Here is a 21414-nt window from a genome sequence, read left to right as displayed (position 1 = left end):
CGCCCCGACGGCCCCGAGCCCACTGCTCGATTCAGTTCGGAGTGCGTAGCGCTACCGCGGAAGCAGTCGCGGGCGCCCCGCCAGCGCTGCGCACGCCACGACCGCGAGCCCGCCGAAGAGGGTCGGCCAGCCGATCGGCTCGTTCAGGAGGAGTGCGGCCCACCCGATGTTCATGACCGGCTGTACGAGCTGCACCTGGCTGACCTGGGCCATCGGGCCGATCGCAAGGCCGCGGTACCAGGCGAAGAAGCCCAGGAACATGCTGACGACGGCGAGATAGGCGAAGGCCAGCCACTCGGCCGGTGTCGCCGCCGGCGGCTGCTGCGCGACCGAGACGCCGGTGAAGGCGAGCATGAGCGGCGCGGAGACCACGAGCGCCCACGAGACCGTCTGCCACGAGCCGAGCTCCCGCGCGAGCAGGCCGCCCTCGGCGTAGCCGATCGCCGCGGCGATGACGGCGCCGAACAGCAGCAGGTCGGACCACTGCAGCCCGCCGAGCCCGCCGTGCTGGAGTGAGGCGAACGCGATCGCCGCGATCGCCCCGAGGCCGGCGAAGAGCCAGAACGACTGCGCCGGCCGCTCCTTCGCCCGGATCACGGCTGTCACCGCGGTCGCCGCCGGCAGGAGGCCGACGACGACCGCGGCATGACTCGCAGGGGCCGTCGTGAGCGCGAACGAGCTCAGCAGCGGGAATCCGACGACGACGCCGCCCGCGACGACGGCGAGGCGAGCCCATTGCACGGCGGTCGGCCAGTGCTGACGCGTGAGCGCGAGGGCGGTCGCTGCCAGGGCGGCGGCGACGACCGCGCGCGCCGATCCGATGAAGAGCGGCGAGAGCCCGCCGACCGCGACGCGCGTGAACGGCAGCGTGAACGAGAAGGCGGTGACACCCAGGAGCCCCCACCAGAGTCCGGCGCGCCCTGAAAGCACTGTCGTCGAACGATGGATAACGCTACTCTGGCCTGTCATGAGTCAGAGTAGCACCGAGCGCATCGTCGCCGACCTGCGGGCATGGATCGCTGCGGCGCCGCCCGGGGCGCGGGTGCCGTCGAATCGGGCGCTCATGCACGAGTTCGGAGCGGGCCCGGTGACGGTGCAGAAGGCGATGCGGCAGCTCATCGCGCTGGGCCTCGTCGAGAGCCGGCCGGGCATCGGCACGTTCGTGCGTGCGACGCGCGCGGTTCGGCCCGCCGACTACGGATGGCAGACGGCGGCACTCGGCGCGCCGCCGTCGCGCACGGCCGCGCTGTCGGCGACGCACCGTCAGGTCGCACCCGACGCGATCGCGCTGCACTCGGGCTACCCGGCCCGCGAGCTGCTGCCCGAACGAGCCGTCCGCCAGGCGCTCGCCCGTGCGGCGAGGACCGACGCCGCCATGACCCGGTCGCCGGCTGCCGGCGTGCCGGAACTCAGGGCGTGGTTCGCGAACGAGCTCGCCGCCGCGGCTCCGGCCGGGGTCGCGCACGCGGCACCGCGCGATGCGCTGATCACTGCCGGTAGCCAGGGAGGTCTCAGCTCGATCTTCCGAGCGCTCGTGGGTGCGGGACGCCCGATGTTGATCGAGTCGCCGAGCTACTGGGGAGCGATGCTCGCAGCCGAACAGGCCGGCGTGGTGCTCGTGCCGGTGCCGGCCGGGCCGGCCGGGCCGGACCCCGCAGCGGTCGAGCGGGCGTTCGCGGAGACCGGAGCGCGGGCCTTCTACGCGCAGCCGAACTTCGCGAACCCCACCGGGGCGAGCTGGCCGGTCGAGACCGGACGCGCTGTGCTCGAGACCGTCCGACGTCACGGCGCCTTCCTCGTGGAGGACGACTGGGCCCACGATCTCGGTATCCACGCCGGAGTCCGGCCCCTCGCCGCCCTCGACGACGACGGGCACGTCATCTACCTGCGCTCCCTCACGAAGAGCGTGTCGCCGGCGCTGCGGGTCGCGGTCGTGATCGCGCGCGGGCCCGCGCGCGATCGGATCGTTGCAGACCGCGCGGCGGAGGCGATGTACGTCAGCGGCGTCGTGCAGGCCGCGGCGCTCGACGTCGTCACCCAGCCGGGGTGGGCCGCCCACCTCCGCAGCCTCGGCGGGCAGCTCCGGGCGCGTCGCGACCTGCTGGTGCAGAGCCTCCGCGAGCACGCGCCCGACGTCCACGTCGAGGCGGTGCCCGCCGGCGGGCTCAACCTTTGGGCACGCCTGCCCGACGGCACCGACGTCGACGGTCTCGTCCGCGACGCCGAAGCCCGGGGCCTCGCGATCGCCCCGGGGCGCGAATGGTTTCCCGCCGAGCCGTCGGGGCCCTTCGTGCGGTTGAACTACTCGGGCGCGGAGCCGGAGCGGTTCCCGGAGGCGGCGCGGATCCTGGCCCGGAGCCTCGCCGCCACGACGTCGGCCTGAGCACGTGCTCCGGCGCCGGCGCCGGCGCTCGGCTCAGATGGTTCGAGGACTCAGGCGCGCTCGAGCTCGAGCGAGAACTCGACGAAGCCGTCGGGTTCGACCGAGACGAATCCGAGGTTCGGCGCCTCGACCCCGTAGTCGGCGAAGGTGATCGGGATGCTGCCGGCGACCTGCCCGGTCGCGCCGTCGAGCACGGCCTCGAGCTCGACGGTCACCTGCCGCGTCTCGCCGGCGAGGGTGAGTTCACCCGTGGCGGCGACCTGCTGCACCTCGCCGACGGCCGGCGCCTCGGCGACCGAGATCGGCTCGGTGAGCACGAAGGTCGCCGTCGGGAACTCGTCGGTGCGCAGCGCCGTCGAGCGGAAGTAGTCGTCGCGGTTGGCCGAGTCGGTCGTGATCGAGGCGACGTCGACCGTGAACTCGGCCCCGGTCAGGCTGAGCCCGTCGACCGTGAGCGTGCCGTCGACCTCTGCGGTGCGGCCGGTCACGGTCACATCGGTGCCGTTCAGCACCTCGTCGACGCGATAGCCCGCATAGGAGCCGTCGGCCACGGTCCACGCGCCGCTGAGATCGGTCGTCGAAGCCGAGGCATCCGCGTCGCTCGAAGCGGTGGGCGCCGCGGTGACGCTGGGTGCTGCGTCGGCCTCGCCGACGATCAGGTCGCGGTAGACGATCGGGCCGGCGATCGCGGCGGTCGCGCCGAGGGCGAGTGCCCCGGCGACGATCGAGGCGATGATGATCTTCGTGCGCTTCTGCATGCGGCTCCTGCCGTGATGTCGTGCGTGCGGACTTCGAGCCTCGCGCATGAACGTATGAGAACGCATGGAATGGTCCGAGAAGGTTCCCAGATGACGGCGGATGTCGCAGACTTGCGCCATGAGCGATGACGCTGCCGTTGCGGGGCTCGCGAGCGACGACCCGACCGCCTCCGACCCGCACGTGCTCGGGCCGGGCCTCCTGCCGACGCCGTTCACGGCCGACGAGATCAGGGCGGCGAGCGGTGTCGGGAAGCTGATCCGACTGCTCGTCGAGCTTCCCGGCGGTGAGCGGTTCGAGCGCGTCAACCGGTTCAGCGGATGCGACCCGGAGGGCGCCACGCTCGAGCAGTGGCGCCTCGACGCCGCAGGCGACGTCGACGGGGCGGTGACGAACGAACGCGTGACGTGGCTCGAGCTGCAGGAGCATGCGGCGTTCCCGGCCGACCACACCGAGCGCACGACCGAGGTGATCGAGTCCCCGCTCGGCACGCTCGAGTGCCTTCGCTACGCCACGCGGCACGGCGACGCGGGATCGTCGGTGTCGGTCTTCTGGTTCGCGCCGGGCTATCCCGGCATGCCCGTCCGCTACGAGGTGCCGACGCCCTCCGGCGTCGTGCGCACGACGGTGGTGTCGGTCGAGGTCGAGCGCTGAGCTCAGCCGTCGGTCGTGGGCCGCCAGCCGAGGCTCGGGGCAACGTGCTCCGCGAACGCGGCGACGAGGCGCAGGTTGAACTCGACGCCGAGCTGGCTCGGGATCGTGAGCATGAGCGTGTCGGCCGACTGGATCGCGGCGTCGCGCTGCAACTGCTCGACGAGCTTGTCGGGCGTGCCGGCGTACGTCTTGCCGAACGTCGAGCGCAGGCCGTCGATGTAGCCGACGCCGTCGCCTTCCTCGCGGCCGCCGAAGTACAGCTCGTCCTCAGCGGTCGTGATCGGGAAGATCGAACGGCTCACCGATGTCCGCGGCTCGCCCGGGTGGCCCGCTTCGCGCCAGGCGGCGCGGAACGCCTCGAGCTGCTGCGCCTGCAGCTCGTCGAACGGGATGCCGCGGTCTTCGGTGAGCAGCGTCGACGACATGAGGTTGACCCCGACACGGCCCGCCCACTCCGCGGAGTCGCGGTTGCCGGCGCCCCACCAGATGCGCGAGCGCAGTCCGGGCGAGTACGGCTCGATCCGCTGCAGGCCGCCGGTGCCCGTGACGGGACCGGCGAACGGCGAGGAGCGGTCGGGCTCCGCGAGCCCCTCGCCCTCGATCGCCTGCAGGAACCGGGCGAAGTGGTCGCGTGCGATGTCCGCGCCGCGCGGGTCCTCCGAACCCGTGTACCCGAACGTCTCGTAACCGCGGACGACCGTCTCGGGTGATCCGCGGCTCACGCCGAGCGCGAGGCGGCCGCCGGAGATGAGGTCGACCGCTGCGGCGTCCTCGGCGAGGTGCAGCGGGTTCTCGTAGCGCATGTCGATGACGCCCGTGCCGACCTCGATGCGCGAGGTGCGCGCGGCGATGGCCGCGAGCAGCGGCATCGGCGACGCCTGCTGGCGGGCGAAGTGGTGCACGCGGAAGTAGGCGCCGTCGACCCCGAGCTCGTCCATGCCCTGCGCGAGGTCGATGGCCTGCAGCATCGAGTCGGCCGCCGACAGCTCGCGGCCGCCGCCGAGCGGGCCGTAGTGTCCGAACGAGAGGGTTCCGAAGCGTCGCATGTCAGAGCCAACGCGGTTCGGGGCGGGTGCATTCCGATGCATGGATGCCTCGGCTCAGGGCCATCCCCGATGCCGCGGTCCTGAATATCCCTCATGATCATCTCGTCAACTCAGGGAGCACGGCGGCGGAGTCCGCGGCTCAACGCGAAGGGCGGATGATCATGGCCGACAGCGTCACGGTCCTGCAGGACGTCGGATCGGGTGGGAAGACGCTCGCGATCCTCGGCGACGGGTTCGCCGCGGGCAACGATCAGACCGTCTACAACACGTACGTGCGCGACGTGGTGATGAAGCAGGTGTTCGGCAGCGGCTACTACAACGAGGATGCCGCGGCCTGGAACATCCGGCGGGTCAACCTCGAATCGGTGCACTCGGGCGCGAGCACGCGCACGTGGAACCTCAACGGCACCCCGTCGAACCTGGCCGACGACACCTCCACCGAGAGCATATTCGACACCGCGCTCGGCATCATCTCGAACGGCGAGTGGTGGCACAACTGGTTCGAGAACGGCGCGAACACGAAGAAGCGCATCGACGACGCCGTCGCGAAGTGGGCTCCTGGCGCCGCCTTCACCCTCATCATCGTCAACTCGACGCTGCCGGGCGGCCTGCGCACCGGCTCAGTGCTCAAGGTCACGACGCAGGAGGGCTGGGACACGATCGCGCATGAGATGGGACACGGCTTCGGCGACCTCGAGGACGAGTACAGTGCGACCGGCAAGGGGGCGTACGGATCGGGCGAGCCCGCTCGGGTCAACGTCACGATCGAGACCAGGCGCTCCCGCCTGAAGTGGAAGCAGTTCGTGGCGGGCACGACGCCGGTGCCGACCGGCACGGGCGCGGCAGCGGGCTGGACCGCGGGCACGAAGCCCGCCGGGTGGGACGACGCGTCGGACGCCGGGCTCTTCGAGGGCGGCGCGACGTTCGAGACCGCCATCTTCCGCCCCGTGATCGACTGCCGGATGAACAGCAACACGCCCGACTTCTGCCCGGTCTGCTACACCGAGCTGAAGGACACCTACCACGGCCCGGCGAAGCACAGCTTCACGCGAGCGGTGCCGGGGCGGTTCACGTCGAGCCTCGGTTCGGAGTTCATCGGCGTGGAGGACCGGGCCCTGACCGTGTACCGCGCCAACGGCACCCGCTGGGCGCACAAGCGAACGACCGCCGCGATCGTGCCCGGCTCTTGGGAGATCAGGCCGGGCGACCGCTACTTGGCCGGCGACTTCGACGGCGACGGGCGGGACGAGCTCGTCGTCTACAACTCGACCGACTGGGTGTTCCCCTACCTCGCGCTGATCAAGGTCGACGCCGACGGGCGCATGCGCGTGCTCGCGCGCTACGACGGCGACATCCCCGGGTGGGGCGGGTTCGCGCGGCACGACGCGTTCCTCGTCGGCGACTTCGACGGCGACGGACGCGATGACCTGCTCGTCTCCAACTTCGATGACTGGTCGATGCCGTACGTGGCCACGCTCATCTCGACGGGCTCGGGGTTCTCGCAGTCGCACCGGTACGACGGGGACATCCCCGGTTGGGGCGGCCTCGCCGACCACGACGAGATCATGGTGGCGAACGTCGGCGGCACGAGCCGGGACGACCTGCTGATCTGGAACTCGCGCGACTGGTCGAGCGAGTACCTCGGCCTGTTCCGCATGCAGCGCGGCCTGTTCCGGTGCATCCGGATGTGGGAGGACGACCTGCCCGGGTGGGGCGGTTTCGCCGAGCACGACCGGTTCTTCGTCGGCGACTTCAACGGCGACGGCAAGGACGACCTCTACGTCTTCAACGGCTCGGACTGGGCGAACCCCTACCTCGGCATGTTCCGTTCGACGGGCAGCGACTTCGCGTTCGTGCGGATGTTCGACGGCGACGTCCCCGGCTGGGGCGGCATGCGCAGTCACGACCGCTTCCTCCCCGCCGACCTCACGGGCGACGGCAAGGTCGACCTGTTCGCCTGGAACATGGACGACTGGTCGCACGAATACGCGGGCCGCATGATCTCCAGCGGGTCGAACCTGTCGGCGGACTTCCGTGAGGATCGGGTCGGCGAGTGGCGACTCGGTTCCGTCGACCGGTTCGATCGGGTACCCGAGCGCCACCGGATCCGGGTGACGACGGCGCTCTCGAAATCGATCGTGATCGGACCGTTCACGAGGAAGGGGCCGGACCGCATCCTGGCCCACAATGCCGACTGGACGTCGACCTTCAGCGGCACGGCGCCGCTGGCCATGGACTGCATCTACCACCGGTGGGTGCACGACTACCGCTTCGGCCGCAACTGGTGAGCCGGGCACGAGGAGGGGCGAGATCATGGACGAGACCAGCGAGCGACCGCGCAAGCGGCTCGATGAGGAACCCGGCGGTGCGCGGCGCAACGCCGCCCGCCGAGGGCGGCTCAAGGACGGCCGGCTGCTGTCGGCCGCCCTCAAGGAGCGGACCGGACGCCCGAAGCCCGGCGTCGAGGCATCCCTCGCGCTGTACGGTGAGAAGACGCGGCGCAGGGATTGGGGGCCGCAGGTGGCAGCGCGAATCGAACCGAGCCCGGAGGCGAGGAGCGTTCGGCTGCGACTGGAGGTGGAGCGGGGCGAGATCCGCGTGCTCGACAGCACCGTCGTCGATGTCGCGCCGCCCGAGCAGGGCACGGTGCGCGGCACCGCGTTCATCGAGGTGAGGGCGGGCAAGGCCGTCGTCGCCCTGCAGGCCGTCGTCGACCCCGGGCTGAGCATCGGGATCCCGGACCGCACCGATCCCGACGACGCGTTCCGCGGGCACCGCGTCGTCGAGGAGGAGACGTGGGAGGCCGCGGTGCTCGTGCCCCTCGAGGCCGTCGCCGACCGCGACGCAGAGCTCTCGGTCTCGATCTACCGGGCGTCCGAGCGGTTGATCCTCGAGACGGCGTCGGAGTCGCCGCTCGCCCGACGCTCGCGTCGGGTCGAGGAGCTCGCGGCGTCGAAGCCGATGCGCGCCGCCGACCTGCCGCACCTCAGGACCGATCGCGACGGCCGCAAGCCGGAGCCGCGGGCGAGCGCCGACTGAGCGCCCGCACGGCGGTGCGCCGCGCGACGGCCGCCCCTCGGGCTAGCCACCCCGAGGCATCCGGTCTAGCGTGAAGCGCGGGGGAGATTCCGCGCGATTCCGGAATACCGACCCCCTTCGCAAAGTTGAGTTCAGTAGACTCAAGTTTTGAACGAAGGGACCATTGAGTGGCAAACATGCAGGGCGCGCCGAACTCGCAGGAGGAGCAGAAGTCGGCGCTCGAACAGTTCGGCGTCAACCTCACCGACCTCGCGAAGGCCGGCAAGCTCGACCCGGTGATCGGCCGTGACGCCGAGATCCGGCGCGTGAGCCAGGTGCTGACCCGTCGTACCAAGAACAACCCCGTGCTCATCGGCGAGCCCGGCGTCGGCAAGACGGCCGTCGTCGAGGGTCTCGCCCAGCGCATCGTCGCGGGCGACGTCGCCGAGTCGCTGAAGGACAAGCAGCTCGTCTCGCTCGACATCTCCGCGCTCGTCGCGGGCGCGATGTACCGCGGCCAGTTCGAGGAGCGGCTGAAGGCCGTGCTCAAGGAGATCAACGAGGCCGAGGGCGGCATCATCACCTTCGTCGACGAGCTGCACCTGCTCATGGGCGCGGGCGGCGGCGAGGGGTCCGTCGCGGCCTCCAACATGCTGAAGCCCATGCTCGCCCGCGGCGAGCTGCACCTCATCGGCGCGACCACGCTCGACGAGTACCGCGAGTACATCGAGAAGGACGCCGCGCTCGAGCGCCGATTCCAGCAGGTGTACGTCGGCGAGCCGAGCGTGGAGGACACGATCGCGATCCTGCGCGGGCTCAAGGGCCGCTACGAGGCCCACCACGGGGTCACGATCTCCGACGCCGCGCTCGTCGCCGCGGCATCCCTGTCGAACCGGTACATCACGGCGCGCCAGCTGCCCGACAAGGCCATCGACCTCATCGACGAGGCCATGTCGCGACTCAAGATGGAGATCGACTCGTCGCCCGTCGAGATCGACCAGCTCAAGCGCCAGGTCGATCGCATGAAGCTCGAGGAGCTCGCCCTCAAGAAGGAGAAGGACGACGCCTCGAAGGAGCGGCTCGCGAAGCTGCGCGAGCAGCTCGTGTCGCTCGAGCGCGAGCTCGCCGAGCTCGAGGCACGGTGGGCGCGCGAGCGCCAGGGCCTCAACCGGGTCGGCGACCTCAAGAAGCAGCTCGACGAGGCGATCACCCAGCGCGACCTCGCACTGCGCGGCGGCGACTACCAGAAGGCCTCGCGGCTCGAGTACGAGACGATCAAGAACCTGCAGCGCGACCTCGAGGCGGCCGAGCAGGCGGATGCGTCCGGCAACGCCGGCGGCGAACCGCGCATGGTCAACGAGCAGGTCACCGACGAGGACATCGCCGCCGTGATCTCGGCGTGGACGGGCATCCCCGTCGGCCGGCTCATGCAGGGCGAGACCGAGAAGCTGCTGCACCTCGAGCAGGAGCTCGGCAAGCGCCTCATCGGCCAGAAGCGTGCCGTCGCGGCCGTCGCCGACGCGGTGCGCCGCTCGCGCGCCGGCATCAACGACCCGAACCGGCCGACCGGCTCGTTCCTGTTCCTCGGCCCGACCGGCGTCGGCAAGACCGAGCTCGCGAAGGCGCTCGCCGAGTTCCTCTTCGACGACGAGCGCGCCATGGTGCGCATCGACATGTCGGAGTACGGCGAGAAGTTCTCGGTGTCGCGCCTCGTCGGCGCCCCTCCCGGGTACGTCGGCTACGACCAGGGCGGACAGCTCACCGAGGCCGTACGCCGTCGTCCCTACTCGGTGATCCTCTTCGACGAGGTCGAGAAGGCGCACCCCGAGGTGTTCGACGTGCTGCTGCAGGTGCTCGACGACGGTCGCCTGACCGACGGCCAGGGCCGCACGGTCGACTTCCGCAACACGATCCTCATCCTCACCTCGAACCTCGGCTCGCAGTACCTCATCGACCCGGCGCTCAGCTGGAGCGAGAAGGAGCAGGCCGTGATGCAGACGGTGCGGCAGGCGTTCAAGCCCGAGTTCGTGAACCGCCTCGACGACCTCGTCGTCTTCTCGGCACTCAGCGAGCAGGACCTCGCAGAGATCGTCAACCTCTACATCGACCGGCTCGGCGCCCGCCTGCACGAGCGCCGGCTCGAGCTCGGGGTGACCCCCGACGCGAGGGCCTGGCTCGCCGAGCGCGGCTACGACCCGCTCTACGGGGCGCGTCCGCTGCGCCGGCTCATGCAGCGCGAGATCGACGACCGGCTCGCCCGCGCCCTGCTCGACGGCAGCGTGCGCGACGGCGACGCGGTCGTGGTCGCGCTCGCGAGCGACGGCGAGTCGCTCACGGTGACGAGGGGCGAGAGCGCACCCGTCGCCGGCGACGCCGACGACGAGGTCGTCGAAGCCGAACTGCTCGACGACTAGCGCCGGCCACGAGGCATCCGTTCACCCGGGCGGATGCCTCGTGCCGTACGCCGACGCCATGCGGAACCTTCCTCGCACGGTCGCGGAGCCGTGCGCGATGGCCGACGAAACCTACCCCCAGTCCGGGGGAGTCGCGTGCCATCTGTCCCCCATTGCCGGGCGGCGCGTGTCCCCCACGAGTAACGTGACGGCCGGCTCGACCGAGGGCCACGCCGCGGGGCGACCGGGGGGATCGCTCCGCGGATCCCCGGGCGTCCCTCCGGAGGTCATCGTGTACCGTCCGACCGCCGTGGCTGCCGTCATCGCCGCGACCGCGCTCGTCATCAGCCAACCCGTCGCCGCCTTCGCGGCACCCGGCGCAGAGGCGCCGCCCGATCTCGGCGAGGAGTTCGGCGCCGCGCTCGTCACGCGCGACGGCGCGGGCGATGTCCGCTCGGTGCTCAACCCGACCGGCGCGCTCACCGGGCCGTCGGACGCGGACCCGGCCGAGCTCGTGCTCGGCTACCTCGCCGAGCACCGCGACGCGTTCGGGCTCGACGGTGCAGGGCTCGAGTCGCTCGTCGTCGACGACGTGATCACCGACCCGAACGGGGTCGCTTACGTGCAGCTGCGACAGTCCGTCGTCGGAATCCCCGTGCACCACGCCGTCGTCACCGCGAGCGTCGACGCCGACGGGCGGCTCGTGCACGTCGGCGGCACGACCGCCGACGTCGCGCCCGTCACGCCGGCGGCCCCCGAGGTGACCGCGGCGGAGGCGATCGCCGAGACGGCGGTCGTGGCCTCGGGCGCCGACGTCACCGCCGCCGACGTGCCGGCGGCCGCGCAGACCACCGAGCGCGAGGTCGTGGAGGTGCCGAACTCGATCGCCGTCGACGGGCTCGTCGAGCCGACCCCGCTGAAGGCGGAGCAGCGCTGGTTCATGGACGACGAGGGTCGCAGCCTGCGACTCGCGTGGGTCACCGACGTCGAGGTGTCGGGCGAAGTGTGGGTCGAGTCCGTCGTCGATGCGGCGACGGGCGAGGTGCTCGCCGAGACGAGCCGCTACGCCGAGGTCGGACCAGAGGGCGACGTCTTCGACGAGGAGCATCCCGAGGCGGCCGGCGCGTCGCGCGAGCTGCACCCGTTCTCGGGCATCAACGGCACCTGGGTCGACGACACCACGACGAGCGGCAACAACGTCGACGCGTACCGCGACCTCGACGACAACGACGCGAACGACGAGTACCAGCCGAACACGCCCGCATCGGGCGACCCCGGCTACCAGGTCTTCGACGCCGCGTTCACCGACGCGTGGGCGACGAACTCGGACGGCAGCCAGGCGAGCCTCGACGCCGACCTCGACGCCATCATCACGCAGCTCTTCTACTACACGAACGTGATGCACGACTACACGTACGAGCTCGGGTTCACCGAGGCATGGCGCAACTTCCAGGTCGACAACTTCGGCAACGGGGGCAGCGACGGCGACCCCGTGCTCGCCGAGGCGCAGGACGGCTGGGACTTCGGCTGCCAGGACAACGCGATGCCGCCCAACGACATCCGCTGCATGAACAACGCGAACTTCGGTACGCCCGGCGACGGGTCGAGCCCGCGCATGCAGATGTACATGTGGTCGCTGCCGTTCCGGGACGGCTCGCTCGACGGCGACGTGATCGCCCACGAGTTCGGCCACGGCGTCTCGACGCGCCTCGTCGGCGGCGGCAGCTTCGACTACGGCGACGACCAGACGGGCGCCCTCGGCGAGGGCTGGAGCGACGTGATCTCGTTCCTGAAGTGGAACGACGCGGTCGTCGGCGAGTACGTCACCGGCGACGCGACGACGGGGGTGCGCAACGTCGCCTACGACACGTCGCCCCTCGTCTACTCGGACTACAACCCGTACGTTCCGGGGCCGAACACGTCGCCGCACGGCAACGGCACGATCTGGGCGACGATGGTGTACGCCGTGCGCGCGTTGCTCGGCGTGCCCGTCACCGAGCAGCTCGTGATCGACGGCATGAAGAACACGGCGGGCGGCGCGAAGCCGACATTCGTCGACGCCCGCAACGGCCTGCTCGCAGCCGACATCGCGACGAACGGCGGCGACCACGTCTGCGCCATCTGGTCGGCGTTCGCGCAGCGCGGGCTCGGCGAGGGTGCCGTCGCGGCCGGGACGAACGGGCACGCCGCGCAGGTGAACGACGAGACCCTGCCCGCCGCGTGCGCGCCCACCGCCGACGCGGGCGGACCGTATGCGACCGACGAGGGCACGGATGTCGCGGTGACGGGTGCCGGCTCGAGTGCGGGCAGCGACCCGAGCGCGGGCGCGATCTCGGCCTGGGAGTGGGACTTCGACGGCGACGGCCAGTACGACGACGCCTTCGGGGTCAGCCCCTCGTTCGACCGGGTCGGCCAGGACGGCACGTTCACCATCGGGCTGCGGGTCACCGACCTCTACGGCAACACCGCGACCGACACGGCCGACGTCGGGGTGGCGAACGTCGCGCCGACGGTGTCGATCGACCCGGTCGCGCCGCTCGACGAGGCGACGCGCACCGCGACCATCACGGGCGTCATCACCGACCCGGGATGGCTCGACGACCTGTCGGCGACGATCGACTTCGACGACGGCGCCGGCCCGCATCCGCTGACGGGCGCCGAGGAGCACGCCCGGCCCGACGCGTCGCTCGCGTTCGAGACGAGCCACGACTACGGCGACAACGGGTCGTTCGAGGTGGAGGTCTGCGGCTCCGACGACGACACGACGACGTGCTGGTCGGTCGTCGTGGAGGTCGCCAACGTCGACCCGTCGATCGTGATCGACACCTCGGGCATGCAGACCTACGACGGCGTGCAGGCGTTCGTGCTCGATGCCGGGGGCAGCGCGACCGTACCCGTCACGACGACCGACCCGGGCAGCGACGACCTCACCGTCGTGTGGGACTGGGACGACGGCACCACGAGCGATGCGACGTCGCTCGTGAACCCGCCGGTGCTCGATCCGCCGAAGTCGCCCACCGTGCAGCCGCGCGATGTCGACCTGTCGGCCGATCACGTCTACGCCGAGGCCTGCCTCTACGACCTCGTCACCGAGGTGACCGACGACGACGGCGGCTCGGACGCCGACGACGCCGCGATCGTCGTGGTCGGCGACGGCGAGAAGTCCAAGCAGCACGGGTGGTGGCTGGGCCAGATGCGCGTGAAGAACGGCAACGACTTCACGACCGCCGAGCTCGAGTGCTACCTCGACATCGCCGTGTTCTTCAGCACCGTGCTCGACACCCCGCTCGACCGCGACGACGCCGCGGCGATCTTCCACTCGCCGCCGAAGAACGACGCGGCCGGCCAGTTCGATCAGTTCCTGCTCGCGGCGTGGCTCAACTTCGCGAACGGGTCGGTCGACCTCGCCACACCGGTCACGGTGCACGGCGTGGCGACGACGTGGGGTGAGGCGATGCTCGAGGTCGAGACGATCCGCACGAGCGTCTCGTCCACGCCGCAGGAGATCCGGCAGGCGAAGGGCGTGCTCGCATCGCTCGCGACGACGAGCGGCTGACTCGTCGGATCGTCGGCTGCGAGGCATCCGCACAGCGGAGCGGATGCCTCGCCGCCTCTGTCCACGCGGCCGGGGAGTCGCTAGCCTTGGCACCGAACGCGGTTCGAAGGGGGCGACGTGACCGAGGAGTTCGAGACGGGCGGAGCGGTGCTCAGCCGTACGCAGGTGAACGTGGTGCGACTGACCGGCCTCGCGGGGATCATCGGGGGGATCCTGCTGATCGTCGTGGCCGTCGTCGCGTGGGTGGGTGTCTCGTCGCAGTTGCGCGCCGAGAACATCGTCATCCCCGATGACGCGCCGATCTTCGCTGGCAAGGTGGTCGACGGACCGATCGACGCGTACGTGCAGGCGGGGGTCATCGACATGCACGCCCGCGACATGGCCGACGGCAAGACCTACTCGGAGCTCGATCAGGACGACCCGCTGCGCACCACCGTGATGAACGCCTCGTTCCTGCGCGCGTCGCTGTTCACCTCGGTCATCGCCTTCGGCATCGCGCTGTTCGCGGGCGGCGTCGGCGTGCTGTTCCTGTTGTTCGGCTGGTCGCTGCGGGTGCTCGTGCCGCCCCTGCCGAAGCGGTAGCGGGTTCGGCGGACCGCGCGATGACGGGCCGCGTGCGCGGGTTCGCGGACCCCGCCGGGTTCAGCCCGCCGCCGGGCCGGCCGGCGACGCGCTCGGGTCGGTCGCCGGCTCTGGCGACGGCTCGGCGACGCCGTTCGCCGACGCGGGTACCCGGCGCTCGAGCGCGAGCGCGAGCACCATGATCAGCACGCAGCCGGCGACCATGGCGGCGATGAACCACGCGCCCTGCCCGACGCCGAGCAGCACGCCGGCGACGACCGGCCCCGTGATCGCGCCGCCCTGGAACGCCGCGGCGTTGATCGCGTTGTAGCGGCCGCGGTTTCGGTCGTCGGCGAGGTCGTTGTAGATCGCCGGCACGGTCGGCTGCAGCATCGTCTCGCCGAAGGCGAAGATGCCCATGAACGCGAGCACGCCGATCGCGGCGGCGAGCGAGTCGGGCAGCAGCCCGGTCGCACCGAGCACGAGCCACGAGAGGGCCCAGACCGCGGCCATCACCTGCATCACCCGGGTGCGGCGGTGGCCCGCGATGAGCTTCAGGACGGTGAACTGCAGCAGCACGATGACGGCGGTGTTGACGGCGAACGAGAAGCCGACGACCTGCGTCGACACCTCGGAGACCTGGCGCGCGTACGCGGGGAACCCCGCCTCCATCTGGCCGTAGCCGATGAACACCGAGATGAAGGTGACGAGCGTCAGCCAGAGCACGGCCGGGCGCTTGAGGATCTCGCGGTAGCCGCCGACCGGAGCCGCGTGCTCGTCGGGCTCGGCGTGCGTGCGCACGTGCCGCAGCGGCCCGAGCAGCAGCGCCATGGGGATGAGGCTCGTCGCCGCGTCGACGAGGAAGATCGCGGTGAACGTGTCGGGGTTGTCGACGTCGACGAAGAAGCCGCCGATGATGCCGCCCACGCCGATGCCGAGGTTGACGAGCGCGAAGTTGACGCCGAAGTACTGCTGGCGCAGGTCGCCCTCGACCACGGTCGCGATGAGGGCGTTGAAGCCTGGCCACGAGACGCCGAAGTTGATGCCGATGAGCACGAGCGCGACCGCGGCGACCGCGGGCGTCGTCGCGAAGGCGAGCAGCGTGCAGCCCGCGATCATCGCGACGAGACCCACAATGAGCACGATCTTGGCGCCGAACCGGTCGATGAGCGTGCCGCCGGGCCCCGTGACGACGAGCCCGGTGATGGCGATGAGGCCCATGAGCGTGCCCGAGACGCCGAGGTCGAACCCGCGCACCTCGTGCAGGTAGATGATCGTGAACGGCAACGTCAGGCCGCGGCCGAGGGTCTGGATGGCGACGGTCGACAGCAGCCAACGCCCCTCGGTCGGCAGGGCGGCCCAGAACGATCTCATGCCGGTCACTCGGACATCTTGGCGGATGCCGCCGACATCCCGCGAACCCGGACTGCGGCAGGGCGGATGGTCGCGTCCCGCGTGCGGCTCCGGCACCGATCGGTCGGAGGTACGCTTCGAGCATGACTGCCCTGCTCGACCGCCTCGAGGCGGAGCACGACGAGTTGCGGTTCGCCGCGTTCACCCTCGACGACGCCTGGCGGCTCGGCTCCCGGCTGCGCACGATCGCGGCCGAGCGCGGCCTGCCGATCGCGATCGCGATCTGGTTCGGGCCGCAGCGCGTCTTCCACGCCGCGCTGCCCGGTGCGAGCGCCGACAACGACGGCTGGCTCGACCGCAAGCACCGCGTCGTGGAGCGCTACGGCAAGTCCTCGCTGCTGGTCGGCGAGGAGTTCCGCGCGAAGGGCGAGGACTTCGACACCCACGCCCGCCTCGACCCGCAGCTGTTCGCCGCCCACGGCGGCGTGCTGCCGCTGCGGCTCGTCTCGGGCGCGGTGATCGGCGCCGTCGGCGTCTCGGGGCTGCCGCAGCTCGACGACCACGAGCTCGTCGTCGCGCAGCTCCGCGCGATGCTCGGCGAGGCGCGCGAGCGGTGACGGCCCGGGCGGCGCACGTCGACGCAGCCCGAGCCGCCGACGGTCACCGACTCAGCTGCACGCCCCGAGGGTGGTCGACCGCCCCCGGAACGAGTGCGCGCAGTGCGATCAGACCGGGGTCGCCCTCGGCCCATTCGGTGGTCAGCGCGACGTACCGCGCGGTCGCATCGACCGCCACCGACCCGCGCGTCGCGCCGGCCTCGAGCGAACCGACCTCGCGGAACGTGATGCCGTCGTCGCTCACCGAGACGATCGCCGCCGGGGCCCCGTCGCCGTCCCACAGCGTGGTGACGGTGCCGATCTGGTGCGCCGAGCCGAGGTCGGCGACCATGCGGCCGTCCGCCCCCGGGGTCCACGCGGTGCCGGCGTCGCCGTCGACCGCGCCCTGCGGCGAGGTCATGCCCTCGGGCAGCACGGACGCCGGGAACGTGAGCGCCGCGAGCGCCAGGTCGGGCACCGGGAACGCGGTCGCGCCCGGGAACGACGCCGGCGCCGCGACCTTCGGCTTGCCGATCGGCAGCGTCCGCGTCTCGCCGGTCTCGACGTTCGTGACGTCGATCGTCTTCACGGCTCCCGCTCCGGCATCCCCGCCGTCGGGCCGCGCGACGCGCACCGTGCGGCCGTCGAGCACCGACACCGCGACACCGGCCGCCCGGACCGCGGCCGCGGTCTTCACCGCGGCTCGCGGAGCGAGCACGACCGCGTCGCCCGCGGGCACCGTGACGGTGAGGGTCGAGGCATCCGGCCCGAGCACCTGGTCGCCGGCGAACAGCGCCACGGTGTCGCCGACGTAGGGGACCGCGACGTCGGTCGTGACGTCGGCCCCGGTGAGGTTGAAGGCGGTGAGGTAGCCGCCGAGCGAGCTCACGAGCAGTCCGTCGGCGCTCGGCTGCGGCGCGGCATCCTGCGCGGCCGTCGCGGCGGCGTCGCCCGGCACCATCTCGACGAGCATCGGACGGTCGCCGCCGCCGAGCCGAAGGGTGTTGATCCCCTCCTTCTCGCTCGACACGGTGATCGGCGCCTGCCCGCCGCGCACGACGTAGCCGGCCGCGCCTTCGACGTTGATCCACGACCCCTCGGTCGTGGCGACCTGGTCGCCCGTGTAGCGGAAGCTCGCGGCATCCTGCCACGTCTCGCCGTCCGCCGACACCTGGATGCGGTACTCGCGACCGGCCGATGCCTCCCAGCCCAGCTGCACCTGCGCGATCGCGGTGGGAGCGCCGAGATCGACCTGGATCCACGAGTCGGCCCGGGTGCGGTCGGCACGCGACACGGCCCAGCGCGAGGCCGGGTCGCTGTCGGTCACGCTCGACGGGGCACGACCCGTGTCCGAGCTCGATGCCGTCGCCGGCTTGCCCGCCGCCGCGTCGACGCCGGTCGCCGTCAGTGCGCGCATCGTGAAGAGGGAGTAGCCGTAGGCGGGGTCGCCCTGCACCCCCTGCATGCGCACGAACCTCGCCTCGACCGGAGCCGGGGCGGTCGCGCCCGCCGGCGTCAGGTCGACGGTGTCGAGGCGTGCGACGTTGGCGTCGGCACTGCCGGTGTAGGCGGTCTGCGTGGTCCAGGTCCGGCCGTCCGACGAGGTCTGCATGAGATAGCGCTCACCGGCGCTCACCTCCCAGGCCAGTCGCACCGAACCGACGCTCTTCTCCGCACCCAGGTCGACCTGGATCCAGGAGTCCGCACGCGTGCGCTCGGCGACGGCGACGGCCCAGCGGGTGGCGGGGTCGGCATCGGTGACCGTCGAGGCCCGACGGGCGGGGTCCTCGCTCGAGGCGGTCGCGGGGCGTCCGGCGGCCAGGTCGGTCGCGGCCTCCGCGCCCGTCCCGTAGGCGTGCAGCGAGTACAGCGAGTAGCCGTAACGGGCGTTGCCCTGCTGGCCCTGGATGCGCACGAAACGCGCCGACACGGGATCGAACGACAGGTCGTCGATCCGGGCGGCGTTCGCGTCGGCCGGGTTCGGCGGCGTCACGACGGGCAGGGTGTCGGTGGCCGACCCCTCGGCCGTGTAGTAGGTGCGCGACCCGTCGAGGCCGTTGTAGCCGCCGAGGTCGAGGTTGCGCACCGAGACGGTGCCGTCCTGCCAGCCGGCGCCGGTCGAGGCGTACAGTGCCGCCCCGTTCGGCAGCGTCACCTGGCCCGCGTAGCCGCCGCCGATCCGGAAGACGGATGCCGTGCCCTCGAAGCCGTCGCGCGGCGCGGTGTAGGTGCTCGTCCGCCGCTCGTCGACGGTCGCCGCCGAGTTCGGGTACAGGTACGGCGTCGAGCCCGACAGCGCGAACAGCCACGAGTCGTGGCCCGGAACCCAGGGGAACTTGAGGAAGCCCTTCTTGCTGGATGCCGCCGCCCACGCGTTCGCGGACTGCTGCACCGAGAGACCGGGGCCGGCGCCGAAGTCGCGCACCCCGGCGAGTCGGGCGAAGAACTCGTCCTGCGGCGCGGGCCGGACGACGCCCTCCGCCGATTCGGCGGCCTCGACGTGCAGCAGGTACGAGATCGCGATCTCGGCGCGCGCCTCGGGTTCGTACTTGGGCTCTCCCGAGAACTTGGCCAGCCGGTCGACCGGCGGGTACGCCTGGTAGGCCTCGAGCGACGCGGCCATGTTCGCCTCGGCGCGCACGGCGTCGGGGTCGCGCAGCACCTGACCGAGGAACGCCATCGGGATCACGTCGCGGCCGTAGAGGTACTCGCGGTCGTTGACCATCGGCATGAACGGCTCACCCTGATTCGACATCACCATCTTGATCGACCGCCAGAGCTCGGCCGAGTTCGGCTGGTGCTTCAGGTACTCGGGGATGGGCTGGTCGTTCAGGATGAACTGGATCGCGTTGCGCCCGCCCGAGCGCCAGATGTCGGACTGGTAGTGCGGGCCGAACGACCCGTGGTTCTCGACGAGGTACGTGTCGTAGATCGTCTGCATCGTGTTCGTCGACACCGGCTTCCCGGCGACGACGGCCGGGTTGTTGAGGTCGGCGGTGGGCTGGCCGGCGGCGTTGCGCGCCCAGTCGCCGAGCTGCTCGTTCCAGCGCGAGGCGTCCGCATGGTCGGGTGCCCAGGCGAGACCCGGCGCGAGCGCCTGGGTGTACACGCCCGCCTCCTCCTGCGCGGTGTCGCCCGCGTGCTTGCCGGTGGGCCAGTCGGCCGTCCACGAGCCCGACAGCGGGTCGTCGCCGTAGTCGAGGTCGGCGGTGTAGGCCGACTGCCCGACGGCGATCGTCTCGAGGTTCTTCTGCGTCGTGGCGTCGAGCCGATCCCACAGCACGCGGCCCGCGTCGAGGAAGTACGACTGGAACGTGGAGTCCCAGAACATCCGCTTGCCCCAGGTGCCGTTCGGGTCGACGAAGCGGTTCTTGGCGGCGTAGTAGCGGATCGTGTCGATCGTGCGCTGGGTGAGCTGGTCCTTCGAGATGCCGGCGATCTCGGCGTCGTAGTCTCCGTGCGTGACGATCACGGCGTTGCCGAGCACGACCGCGAAGTTGAAGTCCTTGGACTGGTACGCGTTGATCGCCGGATCCCACACCGAGTTCACCCAGCGCGTGTGGCGCAGCAGTGCGGCGTAGTAGTCGGCCGCGATCTCATCGGGGGCGCCGAAGGCGGCGGCGTTCGCGACGGGGGCGGCGGATGCCCGGGCTGCGGGCGCGAGGGCGGCGGGCGCGAGGGCGGCGAGCGGTGCGGCGAGGGTCGCCGCGACGGCGAGGGCGACGGTGCGGCGCCATCGGAGCGTCTTCGCGCGAAGAGCGGGTGCGGGGCCGGAGGGGGCCATGGGTGTCTCCTGGATTCAGCGGGCCTTCGGGGTGCCACATGCGGATTCGACAGGAGTCGCATCGTGAGAGATCTCGATATGACAACGCTGTCAGAGTGGGTTCGCTCAGAGTAGCCCGGGGTCGGCGGGGCGTCAAGACGTGCCGCTGTCTCGGTCGGGCGCCCCCCCGCGGATCGCCGGGCGGCGCTTCGTGCCGACGGGGCGGCCGGCCAGGGGTGCCCGGGCTCGAACCGGGAATAGGCTCGAGGGCATGCTCGCCACCGTCATCCACGCTCCCCGGGACATCCGCGTCGAGACCGTGCCCGACCCCGTCATCACGACCGGCGACGACGCGATCGTGAAGGTCGTCGCCGCGTGCGTCTGCGGCTCGGACCTCTGGCCGTACCGCGGCATCACGCCGACGAACGAGCCGCGCCGCATCGGCCACGAGTTCATCGGCGTCGTCGAGGCCGTCGGCGACGACGTCGTGGGCGTGCAGGTCGGCGACTTCGTGATCGCGCCGTTCTACGTGTGCGACAACACCTGCGTGAACTGCCGCAACGGGGTGTCGACCTCGTGCCTGGGCGGCGGCTGGTGGGGCGGCGACGACCGCAAGGGCGCCTTCGCCGACGCCGGCCAGGGCGAGCGCGTGCGCGTGCCGCTCGCCGACGGCACCCTCGTCGTCGTGCCGGGGCCGGTGCGCGACGAGCAGGTGCCCGGCCTCCTCACCCTCTCGGACGTCATGGGCACCGGACACCACGCGGCCGTCTCGGCGGGCGTCGGGCCGGGCGACTCGGTCGCCGTCGTCGGCGACGGGGCGGTGGGCCTCTGCGCGATCATCGCAGCGAAGCGGCTCGGTGCCGGCACGATCATCGCCATGAGCCGCCACCCCGAGCGGCAGGCGCTCGCCCGCCGGTTCGGCGCGACCCACATCGTCGCCGAGCGCGGCGCCGAGGGCATCGCCGCGGTGCGCGAGCTCACGGGCGGCATCGGCGCCGACCGCGTGCTCGAGTGCGTGGGCACCGAGGAGTCGATGGACCAGGCGCTCCGCTCGGCCCGGCCCGGCGGCATGGTCGGCTACGTCGGGGTGCCGAACGGAGGCCCCGAGCTGCCGGTGCGCCAGCTCTTCAACACGAACGTCGGCGTGAACGGCGGCGTCGCACCCGTGCGCGGCTACATCGAGGAGCTGCTGCCCGACGTCCTGTCGGGCGCCATCGAGCCGGGCCTCGTGTTCGACGTCGAGCTCCCCCTCGCCGAGGCCGCAGAGGCGTACGCCGCGATGGACGAGCGGCGCGCGATCAAGGTGCTGCTGCGCCCGTAGGGCGCGGCGAGCAG

The 21414-nt window shown here is 71.6% G+C and carries 14 protein-coding genes; 9 read left to right on the top strand and 5 right to left on the bottom strand.

What is annotated here, in order from left to right; all coding sequences use genetic code 11:
• Positions 1–51: 51 nt before the first annotated feature.
• Entirely contained in the window at positions 52–969 is a 918-nt protein-coding gene (locus tag ACFWGP_RS09400; RefSeq protein WP_376930748.1) for a DMT family transporter, read from the bottom strand.
• Here ACFWGP_RS09400 and ACFWGP_RS09395 point away from each other — a divergent pair.
• On the top strand, positions 968–2383 hold the full coding sequence (locus tag ACFWGP_RS09395; RefSeq protein WP_376930747.1) for a PLP-dependent aminotransferase family protein: 1416 nt from the start codon (positions 968–970) through the stop codon (positions 2381–2383). The genes ACFWGP_RS09400 and ACFWGP_RS09395 overlap by 2 nt on opposite strands.
• Positions 2384–2433: 50 nt before the next feature.
• On the opposite strand, the gene ACFWGP_RS09390 is transcribed toward ACFWGP_RS09395, so the two are convergent.
• Entirely contained in the window at positions 2434–3141 is a 708-nt protein-coding gene (locus ACFWGP_RS09390; protein ID WP_376930746.1) for a YceI family protein, read from the bottom strand.
• Positions 3142–3259: 118 nt separating this feature from the next.
• Between ACFWGP_RS09390 and ACFWGP_RS09385 the strand changes: the two genes are divergently transcribed.
• A complete protein-coding gene (locus tag ACFWGP_RS09385; protein ID WP_231429509.1) occupies positions 3260–3793 on the top strand; it encodes a hypothetical protein in 534 nt (177 codons plus the stop codon).
• A gap of 2 nt (positions 3794–3795) precedes the next feature.
• Here ACFWGP_RS09385 and ACFWGP_RS09380 read toward each other — a convergent pair whose 3' ends face one another.
• Entirely contained in the window at positions 3796–4839 is a 1044-nt protein-coding gene (locus tag ACFWGP_RS09380; protein WP_376930745.1) for an LLM class flavin-dependent oxidoreductase, read from the bottom strand.
• A 161-nt stretch (positions 4840–5000) separates the two neighbouring features.
• Between ACFWGP_RS09380 and ACFWGP_RS09375 the strand changes: the two genes are divergently transcribed.
• The 5 genes from ACFWGP_RS09375 to ACFWGP_RS09355 all read left to right on the top strand — a co-directional run bounded on the left by ACFWGP_RS09375 (position 5001) and on the right by ACFWGP_RS09355 (position 14388).
• Positions 5001–7127 (top strand): M64 family metallopeptidase, encoded by a 2127-nt coding sequence (locus ACFWGP_RS09375; protein WP_231429511.1) that lies wholly within the window; start codon positions 5001–5003, stop codon positions 7125–7127.
• Between the two features lie 25 nt (positions 7128–7152).
• Positions 7153–7878 carry a hypothetical protein gene (locus ACFWGP_RS09370; RefSeq protein ID WP_231429513.1) on the top strand — a complete coding sequence of 242 codons (726 nt, stop codon included), beginning with the start codon at positions 7153–7155 and terminating at the stop codon, positions 7876–7878.
• A gap of 176 nt (positions 7879–8054) precedes the next feature.
• A complete protein-coding gene (locus ACFWGP_RS09365; RefSeq protein ID WP_275505561.1) occupies positions 8055–10271 on the top strand; it encodes an ATP-dependent Clp protease ATP-binding subunit in 2217 nt (738 codons plus the stop codon).
• 289 nt (positions 10272–10560) lie between these two features.
• A complete protein-coding gene (locus ACFWGP_RS09360; protein ID WP_376930744.1) occupies positions 10561–13806 on the top strand; it encodes a M36 family metallopeptidase in 3246 nt (1081 codons plus the stop codon).
• Positions 13807–13923: 117 nt separating this feature from the next.
• Positions 13924–14388, top strand: a complete 465-nt coding sequence (locus tag ACFWGP_RS09355; RefSeq protein WP_231429519.1) for an aromatic ring-opening dioxygenase LigA — start codon at positions 13924–13926, stop codon at positions 14386–14388.
• A gap of 60 nt (positions 14389–14448) precedes the next feature.
• On the opposite strand, the gene ACFWGP_RS09350 is transcribed toward ACFWGP_RS09355, so the two are convergent.
• Positions 14449–15741, bottom strand: coding sequence for an MFS transporter (locus ACFWGP_RS09350; protein WP_231432234.1), 1293 nt, complete (start codon positions 15739–15741; stop codon positions 14449–14451).
• Between the two features lie 122 nt (positions 15742–15863).
• Between ACFWGP_RS09350 and ACFWGP_RS09345 the strand changes: the two genes are divergently transcribed.
• Positions 15864–16337 (top strand): heme-degrading domain-containing protein, encoded by a 474-nt coding sequence (locus ACFWGP_RS09345; RefSeq protein WP_231429520.1) that lies wholly within the window; start codon positions 15864–15866, stop codon positions 16335–16337.
• Positions 16338–16380: 43 nt separating this feature from the next.
• Here ACFWGP_RS09345 and ACFWGP_RS09340 read toward each other — a convergent pair whose 3' ends face one another.
• Complete coding sequence (locus tag ACFWGP_RS09340; protein ID WP_376930743.1) at positions 16381–20100, bottom strand: discoidin domain-containing protein; 3720 nt, start codon at positions 20098–20100, stop codon at positions 16381–16383.
• A gap of 250 nt (positions 20101–20350) precedes the next feature.
• Here ACFWGP_RS09340 and ACFWGP_RS09335 point away from each other — a divergent pair, with 250 nt between their 5' ends.
• Positions 20351–21400 (top strand): zinc-dependent alcohol dehydrogenase family protein, encoded by a 1050-nt coding sequence (locus ACFWGP_RS09335; protein WP_376930742.1) that lies wholly within the window; start codon positions 20351–20353, stop codon positions 21398–21400.
• Positions 21401–21414: the final 14 nt, after the last annotated feature.

The organism is Agromyces sp. NPDC127015, from assembly GCF_042725165.1.
Lineage (GTDB): Bacteria > Actinomycetota > Actinomycetes > Actinomycetales > Microbacteriaceae > Agromyces > Agromyces chromiiresistens.
Note: the sequence above shows the minus strand (reverse complement) of the source record. Positions and strands in the feature narration are given on the sequence as shown.